This window comes from Algibacter mikhailovii (assembly GCF_014651495.1).
Lineage (GTDB): Bacteria > Bacteroidota > Bacteroidia > Flavobacteriales > Flavobacteriaceae > Algibacter_E > Algibacter_E mikhailovii.
Genome location: NZ_BMWZ01000001.1, coordinates 736035 through 751395, shown reverse-complemented (window position 1 = coordinate 751395; position 15361 = coordinate 736035). Strand labels below are relative to the sequence as shown.

The window sequence follows — 15361 nt, the reverse complement described above, 5'->3', positions numbered from 1 at the left end:
AGCATAATGTAGCAATTATTTTTATACATCTTAAGTTTGTCTTTCACTATCTTTTTTTGTTGATGAGCTTTCAAAGCATATTTTTTATTCATTAGCGGACATCATACTTATAGTTGAGTTATCAGTAACCACTCCTCGGACGCATATTTTTTTAGAACACATAAGTGTTTTATTAAAACTTATGGCGCTATTCATTATTTCAATTATATAAACATATGAAGATTAATTCAGACACTCTACAGGGTGAAAACCGTATCACTACAGTATTATTATTAGCAGCAGGGCGTGGGAGTCGACTTTTACCGCTTACCAATGAGTCTCCAAAATGTTTAACACTTGTAAACGAAGTTTCCATACTTGCTAGACTTGTCGAAAATTTATCCTCTCAAGGAATAAAAAAGTTAATTGTAGTTACAGGACATCTTAGTACTTCTATAGAGGAGTTTCTAGGAGATACATATGACCATATTAGCATAGAGTATATACATAGTCCACTTTACAAAACAACCAATAATATATATTCTTTGTGGATGGCTAGAGAAATTGTGAAGGAACCATTTATTTTAATAGAAAGTGACCTTGTTTTTGAGCCTTCACTTTTAAATGAAATGATGTATCCTGATAGAATGGCGGTTGCTGGAATTAAGGATTGGATGAATGGAACTACTGTTACCATGAATAAAGACAAAAAAGTATTAGGTTTTAAGACTGACACTACTTTTAGTAATGATGCTACAAAATACAAGACTGTTAACATATATAGTTTTTCCTTGTCTTCATGGAAAATTATAAGTGAAAGGTTAGATACACATATTAAAGAAGAAAAGGTAAACGGATACTATGAAACTGTTTTTTCTGAATTAGTTGATGAAGATCTTCTTTCTTTAGAGGCTGTTTCTTTTGACGAAAAACCATGGTATGAAATAGATACTTTAAAAGATTTAACAGAAGCGATGAAGTTATTCCCTATAAAGAGATTATTAGGAGAAATTAATAATATAAAACCAGCCTATGCCATCGGATAATACTATTATAACTAGAAAGGAGAATAAGAACGCACTAGAGGCTCATAAACTTAAAGAAGCTTTAGCAACTAGTCAATTAAGTATGTTCAGGTTTATTTTTGATTTACCAAATATAGTTACTCTTTTAGGACTATTGAGTGCTTTGTTAGGTATTTATGCTGCTATATTAGGTGAGATTTATATAGCTGCTGTATTTGGTGCTTGGTCGGTAGTGTTCGATTGGTTAGATGGTTTAATCGCTAGTAAAATGAAAAATAGAACAAATGCTCATAGAGTATTTGGAGCTCAATTAGACTCTTTGATTGATATGGTTAGTTTTGGTGTTTTACCAGCCATTATTTTAATGAGTTACTCCGATTATAACCCTTGGTATATACCAGGAGCATTTGTTATTATTTCAGCTTGTGCTATACGGCTTAGTTATTTCAACATTTACGGACTTACTGATGGAAAGACCTATACCGGATTAGCGGTCGACTATAATGGACTTGTAGTGTCCTTATTTTTTTTAATTGAAAGTTTTTTTGGATTTAGTTTTTTTCCAGAAGCTCTATATCTTCTTTTGTTTCTTGTTGCTTGTTTAAATTTATCAACTATTCAAATTCCTAAGTTTCCCAAAACAATATTAATCGGAATAGTAATATATGTTATAACATTGACTATAAAGTTAGTTTACGTATAGTAATTAAAATTGTTTGTAATATGAGGCATGTTTTTAAGGTGAAAAACCATGAAACCTAACGTGTTTGTGTAAGGATAGTTGCGTGATTAAGGAACTAACTTAATAAAAATAGAGCGAACCAGAGGAAAATCCGCAGGATTTTCCGAGTAGGCAATAACCAAGAAATTGTTTTTAAACGGTGTTGGAAGTAGTTGTTGTTTTAATACCTTAAATTTTCTATTACCTTTGAACTTACCCAAAAGATATCTACATTTTCAAAATCTTTTGAACCTACATTTCTACTAAAGAAAAGGTGTTTGCCATCGGGAGTTATGCTTGCAGAAGCTTCCCAAGCGTTGGTGTTTATTTTATCTCCCAAATTAATACCATTACCCCAAGTGCCATCTTTTTGTTTAAAACTTATATAAATATCAGATTCACCAAAACCATCTTCCCTTTCAGCATCAAATAATAAATACGATTCATCAGGAGCTATAAATGGATGGCTTAAAAAAGTTCCTGTGTTGATTGCCTCGGGTAAAGCTATAGGTTCTTCATGCTGTCCATTTATCAACCGTGAATAGCGAATTGGAAAAGTTGAATCATTCTCTTTATAAGTGTCAAAATAATATGTACCATTTGCAGATGACGAAAGACGCATAATGTACATAGAATCATTACTTATAGTAGGTGGGGCAAGATTATGTAGTTCAGACCATCCAGATGCTGTCCTTTTTAGAAATCTATCACCTAAATGCATTGTTTCTCCATCAGGAGCTATTACTGGTCGTCCTATCCAAGGAGATGCTATTTCTGATTTTTCCCATGTTCTATTAATTTCATTGTATTTGTATTCATAAAAAGCTGATTCCTTATTTTTTTCTCCTCTTCTAATAAAATAAAACGCCTTCATATCAGGGGTGAAAGCACCGTCGTATTCATAAATTTCTGTACATACAAGACCTGGAGCAAATGGTATAGGTTTTAATCCTGGTGGTTTTTGACCAAGATAAGGATTTTGTATGTTCAAAGAATCATGTCCTATTTCCTTGGATTTCTCAGTTTTACAAGTACTTAAAAATACTAAGGATAGTAATACGGAAAAAATATTCATGATTTTTTTCATTTCTTAGATTAATTTAACTACTTACAACCGTCTTATGTATGGTTCTGTTACATGGTTTAAAAACTAAAATTAGCAAATAAATCAGAGATAAAAAAACCGGGAGAACTTTTGTAAACAAGCTATAAATAGCAATATTTATACACTTTGTTACCGGCAGCACGTACTATTAATTCAGTTTAAAGGTGTATTCACCTAACTTTTTCCAAATATCATAAAATTGACCAGGGCCTTTTTCATCATCACTATTTGTATTTCGTATTAAATATCTCCCTGTTTTGGTTTCTTTATCAAAAAACATAAAAGATACAACTCCAGCATCTCCTCCTGTATGACCAATATACCCTTTGGCACTAAAGCCCATAAAAATGCCGGTGTTATACTCATCGTTATAAGGGTTTTGTTCATTACGGGTATCGAAGTTATCTTCACTTAAATAGGGCGTAAATAATGCTTTGTAATTTTTTTTGTTGAGCAGAGTGCCATTACCTGAGTATCCCTTAATTAATTCTGTTAAATATTTTGCCATGTCATTACTGGAAGAAATAAGCATTCCGTCTGGATAAGTTATCGCCGCATAAAATGGTAATGGTATATTCAAATCATAATACAATCTTGAATGCTTGGATATATCAACGTCCTCTAATGCCCAACCTGTAGCGTTCATTTCTAAGGGTTGAAGAATGTATTTCTTTGTAAATTCATTAAACGGTATCCCAGTTGATTTCTCTATAATCAAGGCAGCCAGAGTTGCTCCGATATTAGAATATTCAAATTTTCCACCAGGTTTGTTCTTCAAAAAACCATTTTCTTTATCATAATATTTGCCTTTAACCGTAAGAAAGTCTTTCAAAAAACGCTCCATTGATATTTCTGTAGTTGAAGGATTTAAACGCTGATATGGATAATTTTCATAGACATTTGATAAATCTTGATTAGGTGCTATTATCCAAGCATTTTCCATATAATGTTTTGTGTCTACAATTGTTGACGTATGAGTAGTTAAATGTTGTATCGTAATCTTTTCATTGGGGTAATTAGGATTTGACACATCAAATAAAAGGTATTTGTCTATAGGGTCATCTAATTTTAATTTTCCTAATTCGTGTGCCTTCATTAATGCTAATCCGATAAAGGTTTTAGAAATAGAAGCAATATGTTGAATTGTATTTTCGGTATAAGCAATATGATTTGCTTTATCAGCCCACCCAAATCCATTGCTATACAATGTTCCTTTTTCATTAACTATAGCAACTCCAAAACCGTTTGTGAGTCCTTGTGCATAAATATCTTCCAGTTCTGTTGTTAGAGAATCTCTAACGATTTGCATAGGGTCTAACAACTCATTTGTATGACGTTTTTTTTTATTACAGGAAATACAAATATGCACTCCTATAATTAATATTATAATTTTTTTCATTTTCTTTAACTTTACTTGCTTGTAAAGTGTTTTTGTAGAGTTAGTTGCGAGTTTGTGTGCGAGGATTTTCCGAAGGAAAATCAGAAGCAAGCAAACGAGCAACTAACTTTGGTTTAGCTAAAACTAGCAATTTTTTATGTACGGTGTTGGCAGTTGGAGTTTTTCTACCGTAACGCGGTTTATTATTTTAATCCAGTCCATAAAAATACGCTTGTTAAATATATCCAAAATATCGTAAATACGATGTGGATTGTTGTTTCAAAGGTCTTGCCTTTCCAAAGTTTTGTTGAATACACAAAGAGTTGAAAAATTAATCGGGTTGCCCAAAAAAATCCAAGTCCGAGTGCTATTGTTCTTCCAAATTTGGTTTGAGTTAAGTCTGTTGCAGATGTCAGACAAAGTAAGCCCATTAGAAATACCACAAAGGCAATGAAAAAGGTATGAACTGTCATCATTTGTCGGTTTATCAAACTCAAGGATTTTAGTTCTTCTTTCCAGCTGAAATATTTTGGAAAAAAGACGTGAATTGACGCTAAAGCCATTAATAAAACTCCAATAATTTTTAAGTGTACCTCCATTGTTATTTAGACTCGAAAATTGACATAAACGGTGTGAATTTTGTTTCGTTGATTGATGTAAAACCAGCTTCTTTGAACGCCTTAACCCAAGTTGTTTTTGAAAAGAAATGTGTAAAGCCGATGGTAAAAGCAAAAAAGTTAGGTAAATCCCTTAAATGTTCTACCATAATTACATTTCCATTGGGTTTGCAAACCCTTCTGCATTCTTTTAAAAACTGTATTTTTTCGTCTTGTTTCCGTATTTCGTGGATAGCTGAAAGTAAAAAAATGTTGTTAACCGAATTGTCTGATAGTGGAATTGTATTTGATTTTATTTGTTCGGTGTTTGGATAGACCAAACTGACTTTTCTTGCTCTGATTATTGCAGGTTCTGTATGCTGTTTGGCATTGTAAAAATCATAAACTTGTAATTCTGATTTAGGCAAAACGTTTTTTATGATATAGCTTGTTTCATCAAAACCGGCATTGATATTTAGATTAAGATTTTGTTTTGAATCGTCAAGATTTATTTTTTTTAGCCAGTCGAAATGATAGAAACCTGAAAAATCGTAAACGTAGGCGGAAACGATTAAGGGCATTGTAAGACCGTAGATAAACCCACAAATGACCAACCAAAACAAGTTATTATTCCAGTTGAAAATATATTTGCTTCCAATAATTAGCACCAAAGCAATTAGTCCAAACACGTAAAAATGCCTGTTGAAACTTAAGATATTAAGAACTCCCTGAAATTTTCGTCTGCTTATTTCCATTTTTCAATTTTACCTTTTTCCCAATGATATGGTATATTCTTAATCTCAAAAGCATTTGCCAGAACTATGTTTTGAAGTTTCAAACTGTTCAGAAAATCAAAATGGTAACTTTCCACTTTTACAGGTTCGGGTTTCCAATTTTGTCGAACGCCCAAAATAGTAAGTATGGTTTTATCTTTTTTGTTAACGGTAAAAGTATGAGGCAAAGGACCTGCAAACTTTCGAGCATCCTTCCAGTCGGTAAACGGGGAGTTTTCAGGGATTTTTATTTCGTTGTTAGTTTGTTCAACTGAAATTTGAAATTTTGATTGTTCGGATTTAATGGTTCGTAAATTTCCGTTTGTTGTTTTTGTGATGTCAGTTGTAGTGTAATTGTAATGTGTGAATATATTACCAAATAATTCCATTTTCTTTTTGTCAGTTTGCGATTTGATGATGTACAAACCTCTTAATCGTTTTCCCGCGTTGTTGGTGTAGCGGACAAAAATTCGATAACCGATTAAGAAGAAATCATTACCCATAAATTTTGGAAAGCCCTTTGGTTTAAGCCCTTTTGTCTGAACCATTGCAATTGCTAAAAAAGCCCATTTGTCTTGAAAAGTGTCTAATTCCAAACATTTAGGAATGAAATTTTGAAGTTTTTCTTTGGGCACGGCAAAAGTCATAACCAACGAACTTTCAAAAAATGCTTCAACGGCAAACGGATGGTTTTTTAGGAAGTTCATATTGTGATAGGTGAGTTAGGTTTTTTGTTTAAAACAAATTCGTTGTAGTAAACAAGTCCGATGAATAGGAAAGCAAAAATAATATTTAGTTTTCCCCAGAGAAGCAAGTCAGGAACAGCAATAAATTCAATGATGTTCATTGTTGCAACAACTACCATTTGAAATATGGCGTTTAGTTTTGATTTAAATTTTGTCAAAATCCAAATTGCCATTACAATTTCGGCAAGTCCGATGAGAATTGTTAGTAGTCTAGAATAATCGTTTCCTAAAATTCGGGCAACAATTTCTTCGTGTCGGGGAACGAGGTTTAACACTTTGCAAAAAAGCCCGTTCGCTATCCAAATGGCTGCAATAAGATAAATCAGTATTCTACTTTTTTTTTCGTTTGTCAATGTTTTTCGGAGTTTTCCTTCACACTTACTGCCAACGGTTAGTATATGAAAAGTAGGGCGGTTGATAAGCAATTACTTTCAGTTTTGTACGTAGCCATACTTTTCATTTTATTTTTATCTTTTCGTTTTCTAAAATACAAATTAAAAATATGGCGAACTTTGCAAATCAGCACAAACCTTTGGTTTAGCACTTTTTGCCCTATTTTTTATATACATTGTTAGCTTGCGTTTTTCTTCAGCTGTTCTTTATTTACTAAAATCAAAACTCCTCCAATAATAAATCCGCTTATTAGTCCTCCAAAATGGGCTGCATTATCAATACCGCCTAAAAACCCGAATAATAGACTTACTCCTGCATAAAGTCCCAACAACATCCAAGTCATTCCTCTCATATAATTTGGGTAAATTTTGAAAACTGTAAACGCTAAAATCAGTCCATAAAGTCCAAAAATTGCTCCAGATGCTCCGACACTAACTGTGTTTTCGTGCCAATAAATACTCGCTAAACTCGCGAGTATTCCGCAAATAACATAAATAACTATCAGCTTTACTGAACCGAGTACATTTTCTAATAAACTACTTCCAAGCCCAAGACCTATTAAGTTCATAAACAAGTGTAAAAGTCCACCGTGAATAAACATAGAAGAAAATAACCTCCAATACTCGCCATTCATAACTTCAAATCTTCTATTACCTCCAATTTCGAGTAATTCTTTTGGTGTAGGCGAAACTATGTTTAGTCCGTCAAATGTCATAATTAGAAAAACAATAATATTTAGAAGCAATAAAATTGCTGTGGCTTTATTTTCGCCCATTGGATTTAAAAAGCCAATCATATCTTTTAAATCATCTTCCTTTAGTGGTTTGTTCTTTTTAAAATCGTTTAATTCCTTTTCGTCAATTTTTGGAATTACTACCATTAACAAAAGAGCTAATGCTCCAATTCCAAAAGACCCAAAAATCCAAGGAAATGAATTGCCGAGTCTTTCTTCAAAAACATCATTTTTAGGTACAAGTATTATTTGTTCCTTTTCGTTTAGATTAGCGTTTCTTTCTTTTATTGCTTCTATAAATCCATCTCTGTCGTCTGAATATCCTAGCCGTTCAAAATATTCTACATCTTGAAAATTATAGGTTTTAAATTCTTGTTCTGATTTGTTTAAAAAAGTTCTGTATTCTGAATTTTTCCTTTGTTCATTAATACGATTACTTAAATTCTTTTTATACTCAACTCCGTACCAAACAGAGCTCGTTTCTTCAAACGGACAAGCGAGATATAAGTAAAAGTTCAGATTATCATTATTTCGACCAGAAGTTCTAGCAGTTACATAAGGAAGACTTGAGTTATGGTCAATATTAAATGAGCTTATTTTAAAATATTTTTCGTTTTTTAATTCTTTAATTTTTGAGATTGAAGATATTTCGTTTAAGTCAAAAGAACTTTTCTCAATGTAGTTTTGACTTATTATTATTGGTACAGCCATTGCTGCTGCCATAGCAAATTGATATCCAAAATACCCATTACCTCTTTTGCCTCTAACATTTAAAATTCGAATTCTTCTTCGTAACCAAATAAGTATTGGAATCCAAGGAAGAGCGAAAGGAATCCAAAAATTCAATAAGTTTTCTTTTAAGGGTAAAATTCCGAGTTTGATATCTAAAGTCCAACGAAAAATGTTGTAAAAAAGAATAGTTCCTATCGAAACTATTAAAAATGGAATATATACTTCTTGTAGTTTTGTTTTAATATTGTTCAATTCTCGATGTTGGTTTTAAATGCAAGCTAACTGGTTATATCCTAACATAATATACTATTTGTCGGCGTCAGTTTCCAGATAAACGTAATCAGGGTTTGGTTTATCTAATTACAAAAAGGTACTTCGACATTAGGTTAAATTACATGCCCAAATATATCCAATTACCATGTTTTTTAATATTATTCTTACGTTTATTTGAGGTGATGTACCGTTCATCGAACAAATGATTTTCTGAATAGCTATATAGGATAAAGCGAACTGGTTTCAACTGTTGTTTTCATGTACTTTCGTTGAATTTAAGGGCTCTTAATGGGTAGAACCTCTTAGTTTTGTGAAGTTTCAATGTAGTTGCCTGTATATTACGGTTTTATTGATGGCATGTAGTGCTAGGGATTTAATGTTAAGATACCCAAATACGTATCGCGAAGAAGTATTGCACTTCAAGGAAGTTAAACCTGCATATTTTTTTGTGAGCAGCTATTGGCAAAATCACGCTCTGCACATATATAAAAATAAAAAACCTACAATTTTCATTGTAGGTTTTTTTGCGGAGAAAGAGGGATTCGAACCCCCGGAGGTGTGACCCTCAACAGTTTTCAAGACTGCCGCATTCGACCACTCTGCCATTTCTCCTTGAGTGCCTCATCAGGCTATTTGCCTGAATGCGGGTGCAAATATAAAACCCTTTTTTAATTCATTCAAATAAATCTTCACTTTTTTGTAAATAATTTTGGTAGCCTAGCTACGGTCTATTTTTTTCCTTCATTCTACTTAGAATCCAATTTACATCCCTTATTTTTGCAGGGTAAAATTAAAAAGAACAATGGATACCATCAAGCAGCTTAAATGGCGCTATGCTACAAAAAAATTCAATGCTGATAAAAAGCTTTCACAAACTCAGTTGGATGTTGTGAAACAGGCATTTAATTTGACAGCGACCTCTTTTGGCTTGCAAACCATTAAGCTCATCATTATTGAAGACAAGACTATTAGGGAAAGTTTGGTGCCTCATTCCTATTATCAAAAACAGGTTTTAGAGGCGTCGCATCTATTGGTATTATGTATTCAAAATGACGTCATTAAGGAAGATGTAGAGGCCTACTATGATAATATTCAGGAAATTAGACAAACTTCTGTTGCCATATTAGACCCCTACAAACAAGATTTAATTAAAATGATGACGAGTATGACACTTGAACAGCGTCAGCAATGGTCCACCAACCAGGCTTTTATTGCATTGGGTAATTTAATGACAGTCTGTGCTTTTGAAGGTATTGATTCTTGTCCAATGGAAGGATTTGTGCCTTCTAAGTATGACGAGATACTTCATTTGGAGGATAAAGGCCTGAAGTCTGTGTTGCTTTTGCCTATAGGGTATCGTGCTGATGATGATATGTTTGCCGATTTTAAAAAGGTTAGAAAACCCTTAAAAGAAGCGGTTATTGAACTTTAAAATATAATTAATAAAGCGTTAGAGCCAATTTAGGTGCCCGGTGTGTTTCAAGCAAAGTGCATAAATTAGCATTAAGGTCAGCGCTAAAAAGGATACAATTAAAATAAAATATAAAAATTATGCCAGGATTTGAGTTAATTGGAGATTTAGAAAGAAAAGAAGTAAACGATGTGTTAGATAATGGTGTTTTTATGCGCTATGGATTTGATGGTATGCGTAACGGTCACTGGAAAGCTAAAGAACTAGAGGCTGAAATAGGCAAGCAATTGCAGTCTAAACATGTGCAGTTAGTGTCTAATGGAACGGCGGCGGTAACTGTTGCTTTGGCAGCTTCTGGAGTAGGTGCTGGTGATGAAGTTATTATGCCTACATTTACTTTTGTGGCTAGTTTTGAATCTATAATGATTCTTGGCGGCGTACCTGTATTAGTAGATATTGATGATACCTTAGGTTTAGATCCAAAGGCGGTAGAAGCGGCTATCACGCCCAAAACCAAAGCCATTATGGTCGTGCAGATGTGCGGTAGTATGGGACGAATGGGTGAGCTTAAAGCCATTGCTGAAAAGCATAATTTATTGCTCATAGAAGATGCTTGTCAAGCTATTGGGGCCACATATAACGGTAAGCCATTAGGGAGCATTGGTGACGTAGGGTGTTTTTCTTTTGATTTTGTAAAAACGATTACAAGTGCAGAGGGTGGAGCCGTGATTACAAATAACGAGGACTTTTATGTGAATGCCGATCATTATACCGATCATGGTCATGACCATGTTGGCAATGATAGGGGGGCAGAGACGCACCCATTTTTGGGCTATAATTTCAGAATTTCAGAACTGCATGCAGCTGTTGGTTTGGCGCAAGCCAGAAGATTGCCAGAATTTCTTAGTATTCAAGAAAAGAATTTCATGATAATTAGAGAGGCATTAGCAGAAATTCCTGAAGTAACCTTTAGAACGGTTCCTGAAGGCGGCGTTGAAAATTATGGGTTTTTAAGTTTCTTTCTGCCAGATCTAGAGACCACAAATAAAGTTGCAGCTGCGTTTAAAGACAGTGGGGTAGATGCCTGTTTCCATTATTATAATAATAACTGGCATTATATCAGACGTTGGGATCATTTAAAAGAACTGAAATCCTTATTCCCAATTAGTAAGGAAGTTAAAGACGGGTTGGCCTATCTTAAAACTGCTGAATATCCACAATCTGACGACTATATTGCAAGAAACATTTCTTGTTTAATAAAGTTATCTTGGACGGAAGAACAGGTAAAGGAGCGTGCTGCTAAAATGGTAGAAGCTATTAAAAGTAGTTTGTAACCCGAAAGCACATTAGTAAAGGAATAAAAAAGCCCAAATAAGTCTATTATTTTAGACTTATTTGGGCTTTTACTTTTAAGTATATAACTATTGTATGTTTATACTTTAGAAATACTGCATTTCGAATGCATAGAGAGATACATAAGGTTTTCCCCGTTAATAATTAACGTATTCTACAATTTCTAAGCCGTAACCTATTAAACCAACTCGCTTTGTCTGTTTGGTGTTAGATATTAAACGAAGTTTGTGGATATTAAGGTCATGTAAAATCTGTGCACCTATTCCAAAATCTCTATTGTCCATATTAATTTTGGGGGCTTTCACTATGTCATGAGCAGATTGATTATCTTTTAAAAAGGCCAGTCTACTTAAGATATTCATAGATTGAGATTCCTGGTTGATAAAAATAATAGCGCCTTTGCCTGCATCATTGATTACTTGAAACATATCATCAAGTTGCTTATCTGCATTATTGGTTAAAGTGCCAAGAATATCATTATTTACTAAGGTCGAATTTATACGCGTAAGTACTTCTTCTTGCTCACGCCACTGTCCTTTTGTTAGAGCTATATGTATTTGATTATTAGTGGTTTGCTTGTAGGCTCTTAATCTAAAGCTTCCAAAACGTGTTTTGATTTCAAAATCTTCTTTTTTCTCAATTAAGGAATCGTGTTGCATTCTATAAGCCACCAAATCTTCAATAGAGACAATTTTCAAATCTAACTTTTTAGCTACTTCAAATAATTCAGGCAGACGTGCCATACTACCATCTTCATTCATGATTTCAACAATAACGCCTGCTGGATTTAATCCTGCTAAACGCGCAAAATCAATAGCCGCTTCAGTATGTCCTGTACGTCTTAAAACACCACCTTCTTTCGCTACTAGAGGGAAAATATGACCTGGGCGCGCTAATTCAAAAGGTTTGGTGCCATGATCTATTAAAGCTTTTACTGTTTTAGCTCTATCACTGGCTGAAATACCTGTAGTAACACCATTACCTCTCAGATCTACCGACACGGTAAAAGCAGTCTCCATAGGATCGGTATTGTTGCGCACCATCATGTTTAATTCTAACTCCTTACATCGGTTTTCCGTTAGAGGAGCACATATAAGGCCTCGGCCATGCGTGGCCATAAAATTAATCATCTCGGGGGTTACCTTATCAGCGGCTGCTAAAAAGTCTCCTTCATTCTCACGGTTTTCGTCATCAACAACAATAATAACCTTACCGTTTCTAATGTCATCAATAGCCTCGCTAATGGTATTTAGTTTAAACTCCTGAGTGCTTTTTGTAATCATAGTATTTGCTATCATGTTGCAAAGATATTGCTTATTTTAAAACATTCTTAATAATTAACTCTTAAGTCTTCCTTAATATTTTTCATTAAGAACAAGTCTGGTTACAGATTCTAAATGGCGAAATTAGTTTTGAGCAGTGCTTCCTTGTATAAGCCTTAATTGACTCTTTTGACGTTGTTAGTCTTCTTAAGTATTAGCTTTCCGTTTTATCAGCTAGATGAATGTTTTTGTTTGCTTTTCTCATTTGGATGATATACACAACAAAATTTAATGGCAAGCCAATCACGATAAACAAAACTGATTTTGTTAAGGAATCTTGACCTATATGTTTGTTGAATATAGAGCCACTTATAAACGATCTTAAAAAGGCAAAGAAATATATTACGCCAAATCCGATGCTTACTTTAAATAAGGGGGTGCCAAAAGAATCATAATAATTGTTTTCTAGAATTTTTCCAGTGATAGCCAGTATTGCAAAAATGGTGTATAGGATTAAGGCAAGTTGGGAGTCCTCCATGAAGACATTCTTTAACCTTAAGGCTTCTTCGTATTTCTGGTTTGTAAAATGTCCAGCAAATTTTAACTGTTGGTTCGTTATTCCTCGGCTATTTAGTATTGTTAACGCTGTATTTTTATAGGTTATTGAATAATCATATTCCCTATAGTTTTTTATGATATCTATAAGTCTGTTATTGTCAAAATTATCTAATTCCAGATAGTATTCGGTTCCTGGTTGGTAAAAAGAAACATCTGGATCGATACTTGCTTTTTTCAATCCCAACACTTTTTTAAGCGGTTCAAAAATACCTTGTCCTTCAAATAATCCACGATCGGCAGTTGCTCTTTTCGTTAAAAACACACCTAGTGGGAGCATGATTAATGTTGAGAACCAACTGGCAAGAATAGGATTGAATCCGTCACTTTTAGCACTATTGGTGGCAAAAATACCAATGAAATGATAGGTTAAAAATAAAACTATTGCAATAACCATTGGTAGGCCTATCCCACCTTTTCTAATTAAAGCGCCTAAAGGAGCACCCACAAAAAATAGAATGATACAAGCAAAACCTAAAGCAAATTTCTCATGAAAAGAAATGATATGACGGTTAAGCCATGCCTTAGCATTTTTAGTTGATGTTTCTTTAGATTGTAATATTTGTTTTGAACTTTTTAAACTTTTCAGACCAAGGTCTACTAATTCAATTTTGTTTTTAGTTTTAAAAATATCAATAAGCTCACCGGAATAGTCTTTTTTGGGTTCAATGGCTTTTCGTTTTTCATTTTTGCTTATTGGAGATTCGGCATTAAATCTTAAAAAGCCAGACCGTTGAAACAAGTTCTTAGAAACAGATTTATGGTCATTTTCACTGCGCTTAACCAAGGAATCTATGGTGTAAGTTAACCCTACAACACTCAGCATATTGTATTTATCGGTTTGAGATTGTTCATCGAAATCGACGTCGTTTAATTTTGATAAATCGATATTAATAATCTTTTTTTCAAACGAACTTTTTATAAAGGGTTTTTTGATTTTGTCTTTTGTTTTCTTAGGCACTAACGCACTATACTGATAACCATCAAGTAATATAAGTTTTAAAACATTGGAGTCTTTTTCACTTGCCAGTTCACCGGTTTTAGATTTAATAACGGTAGTATTGGTTCTGCCGTCGGCACCTTTAACGTGTATAGTGACATCTTTTAAAAATTGATCTCGATCGCCGCTTTTATCTGCAAATTTGATGTTATATGTGCCCACCTCATTAAACTGCCCTTCAGCGAGTAACATAGCTGGTTTTAATTTGGCGATATTCCGTCTTAGGTTATACGAATTAAGTTCAGCCCAAGGAATGACGTTGTTTGAAAAGAAAAATGTGACAATACCCAACAAAACAATGAAGAGGCTTAGACCCGTCATGGCTCTCTGTAATGAGATGCCGGTAGATTTCATAGCGGCAAATTCATAGTTCTCAGCAAAACTACCAAATACCATAATGGAGGCCAACAAAATGGTTAAAGGCACAACTAAAGGAATAAGTTTTGGCATGAAATAAACCAAAAACTTTACAATAACGATTATGTCTAAATCTTTACCCGCAAGCTCCTTGATATACAACCAAATGGTTTGCAAAATGAATATCAGCATAAGTATTAAAAATACGCTGATAAATGTTTTAAGGTAAGAGGTTAGTATGTAGCGGTCTAAGATTTTCACACCTAAATTTAGTCAAGATTATTAATGTAATAATCTGCATATTTATTCGCGTCAAAAGTAAATAAAGTTTCAGGTAACGGTTGATTTGTTTCAAAAGAATTAACAGTTAATGTTGTCTTGGTACCGTTTTTACCAATTTGAATTAAGTTATAAATGTGTTTGGTCTGCGCATCTATACCCAATAGAAGTTCTTTGATTTCAGAGTTAGAGTCAATGGGAATAAGTTTGACATATTGTATTTTTCTGCCCTTTATATCCTGTTCTATATCCAGTTTATAGGTGTAGCCATCTTCATAAAATGATAACATGCTACTTGGTGTTATTGCATTGCTGTCTTCATCAATATTCGTGGTGATACTAACTTCTTCGTCTTCTGTACTAATATTATACAGTGTTTTGCCGTCAAAAAGTCTTGTGATACCAAGAATGTTTAGCCTATACTTATCGCCTTGCATGACCACATCGCCTTTTGTCTCTTGTTTGATATTTTCAGCGGTGTTTTCCAAGGTATATTTAAAGTCTAAAGCAATATTATCATAACTTTTTACTTTTGAAGAAACTTCATTTAAAAGGGCTTTAGCCTTGTCCTGAGCCATGAGGTTTGCAGAACAGGCAATGATTAATAATAGAGTTAGTATTTTTTTCATG

General features: G+C 33.6%; 14 protein-coding genes and 1 tRNA gene. 4 read left to right on the top strand and 11 right to left on the bottom strand.

The genetic code is table 11. The features are described from left to right. Positions 1–215 precede the first annotated feature (215 nt). A complete protein-coding gene (locus IE051_RS03100; RefSeq protein WP_189359297.1) occupies positions 216–1025 on the top strand; it encodes a phosphocholine cytidylyltransferase family protein in 810 nt (269 codons plus the stop codon). Beyond that, complete coding sequence (locus IE051_RS03095) at positions 1012–1707, top strand: CDP-alcohol phosphatidyltransferase family protein (protein ID WP_229796706.1); 696 nt, start codon at positions 1012–1014, stop codon at positions 1705–1707. Before IE051_RS03100 ends, IE051_RS03095 begins: the two co-directional genes overlap by 14 nt. 199 nt (positions 1708–1906) lie before the next feature. Here the strand turns inward: IE051_RS03095 and IE051_RS03090 are convergent, their stop codons facing one another. The 8 genes from IE051_RS03090 to IE051_RS03055 all read right to left on the bottom strand — a co-directional run bounded on the left by IE051_RS03090 (position 1907) and on the right by IE051_RS03055 (position 9066). Then, on the bottom strand, positions 1907–2812 hold the full coding sequence (locus IE051_RS03090) for a TolB-like translocation protein (RefSeq protein ID WP_189359296.1): 906 nt from the start codon (positions 2810–2812) through the stop codon (positions 1907–1909). A 166-nt stretch (positions 2813–2978) separates the two neighbouring features. After that, the gene (locus tag IE051_RS03085) at positions 2979–4229 is read right to left on the bottom strand and encodes a serine hydrolase domain-containing protein (RefSeq protein WP_189359295.1); all 1251 of its coding nucleotides are present in this window, start codon (positions 4227–4229) and stop codon (positions 2979–2981) included. A 182-nt stretch (positions 4230–4411) separates the two neighbouring features. Continuing rightward, a complete protein-coding gene (locus IE051_RS03080) occupies positions 4412–4807 on the bottom strand; it encodes a hypothetical protein (protein ID WP_189359294.1) in 396 nt (131 codons plus the stop codon). Positions 4808–4809: 2 nt separating this feature from the next. Further along, positions 4810–5559, bottom strand: a complete 750-nt coding sequence (locus tag IE051_RS03075) for a class I SAM-dependent methyltransferase (protein ID WP_189359293.1) — start codon at positions 5557–5559, stop codon at positions 4810–4812. Continuing rightward, positions 5550–6284 carry a DUF2071 domain-containing protein gene (locus tag IE051_RS03070; RefSeq protein WP_189359292.1) on the bottom strand — a complete coding sequence of 245 codons (735 nt, stop codon included), beginning with the start codon at positions 6282–6284 and terminating at the stop codon, positions 5550–5552. Before IE051_RS03070 ends, IE051_RS03075 begins: the two co-directional genes overlap by 10 nt. Beyond that, positions 6281–6676 carry a DoxX-like family protein gene (locus IE051_RS03065; RefSeq protein WP_229796705.1) on the bottom strand — a complete coding sequence of 132 codons (396 nt, stop codon included), beginning with the start codon at positions 6674–6676 and terminating at the stop codon, positions 6281–6283. Before IE051_RS03065 ends, IE051_RS03070 begins: the two co-directional genes overlap by 4 nt. Before the next feature lie 218 nt (positions 6677–6894). Further along, the gene (locus tag IE051_RS03060; protein ID WP_189359291.1) at positions 6895–8433 is read right to left on the bottom strand and encodes a rhomboid family intramembrane serine protease; all 1539 of its coding nucleotides are present in this window, start codon (positions 8431–8433) and stop codon (positions 6895–6897) included. Positions 8434–8981: 548 nt separating this feature from the next. After that, a tRNA-Ser gene (locus IE051_RS03055) sits at positions 8982–9066 on the bottom strand. Between the two features lie 190 nt (positions 9067–9256). Here IE051_RS03055 and IE051_RS03050 point away from each other — a divergent pair. Continuing rightward, complete coding sequence (locus IE051_RS03050; protein WP_189359290.1) at positions 9257–9886, top strand: NAD(P)H-dependent oxidoreductase; 630 nt, start codon at positions 9257–9259, stop codon at positions 9884–9886. 119 nt (positions 9887–10005) lie between these two features. Continuing rightward, the gene (locus IE051_RS03045) at positions 10006–11199 is read left to right on the top strand and encodes a DegT/DnrJ/EryC1/StrS family aminotransferase (RefSeq protein WP_189359289.1); all 1194 of its coding nucleotides are present in this window, start codon (positions 10006–10008) and stop codon (positions 11197–11199) included. A 156-nt stretch (positions 11200–11355) separates the two neighbouring features. Here the strand turns inward: IE051_RS03045 and ribB are convergent, their stop codons facing one another. From ribB to lolA1, 3 genes are all read right to left on the bottom strand, one after another. Next, the gene (ribB, locus tag IE051_RS03040) at positions 11356–12516 is read right to left on the bottom strand and encodes a 3,4-dihydroxy-2-butanone-4-phosphate synthase (protein ID WP_189359288.1); all 1161 of its coding nucleotides are present in this window, start codon (positions 12514–12516) and stop codon (positions 11356–11358) included. A 178-nt stretch (positions 12517–12694) separates the two neighbouring features. Then, the gene (locus IE051_RS03035) at positions 12695–14713 is read right to left on the bottom strand and encodes an LptF/LptG family permease (protein WP_189359287.1); all 2019 of its coding nucleotides are present in this window, start codon (positions 14711–14713) and stop codon (positions 12695–12697) included. An 8-nt stretch (positions 14714–14721) separates the two neighbouring features. Then, the gene (lolA1, locus tag IE051_RS03030) at positions 14722–15360 is read right to left on the bottom strand and encodes an outer membrane lipoprotein periplasmic chaperone LolA1 (RefSeq protein WP_189359286.1); all 639 of its coding nucleotides are present in this window, start codon (positions 15358–15360) and stop codon (positions 14722–14724) included. Position 15361: the final 1 nt, after the last annotated feature.

Coding starts and splice junctions, on each gene's coding strand:
- IE051_RS03075 (WP_189359293.1), bottom strand. CDS start 5,559: ATGGAAATAAGCAGACGAAAATTTCAGGGAGTTCTTAATATCTTAAGT.
- IE051_RS03100 (WP_189359297.1), top strand. CDS start 216: ATGAAGATTAATTCAGACACTCTACAGGGTGAAAACCGTATCACTACA.
- IE051_RS03090 (WP_189359296.1), bottom strand. CDS start 2,812: ATGAAAAAAATCATGAATATTTTTTCCGTATTACTATCCTTAGTATTT.
- IE051_RS03095 (WP_229796706.1), top strand. CDS start 1,012: ATGCCATCGGATAATACTATTATAACTAGAAAGGAGAATAAGAACGCA.
- IE051_RS03045 (WP_189359289.1), top strand. CDS start 10,006: ATGCCAGGATTTGAGTTAATTGGAGATTTAGAAAGAAAAGAAGTAAAC.
- IE051_RS03085 (WP_189359295.1), bottom strand. CDS start 4,229: ATGAAAAAAATTATAATATTAATTATAGGAGTGCATATTTGTATTTCC.
- ribB (WP_189359288.1), bottom strand. CDS start 12,516: ATGATAGCAAATACTATGATTACAAAAAGCACTCAGGAGTTTAAACTA.
- lolA1 (WP_189359286.1), bottom strand. CDS start 15,360: ATGAAAAAAATACTAACTCTATTATTAATCATTGCCTGTTCTGCAAAC.
- IE051_RS03070 (WP_189359292.1), bottom strand. CDS start 6,284: ATGAACTTCCTAAAAAACCATCCGTTTGCCGTTGAAGCATTTTTTGAA.
- IE051_RS03050 (WP_189359290.1), top strand. CDS start 9,257: ATGGATACCATCAAGCAGCTTAAATGGCGCTATGCTACAAAAAAATTC.
- IE051_RS03080 (WP_189359294.1), bottom strand. CDS start 4,807: ATGGAGGTACACTTAAAAATTATTGGAGTTTTATTAATGGCTTTAGCG.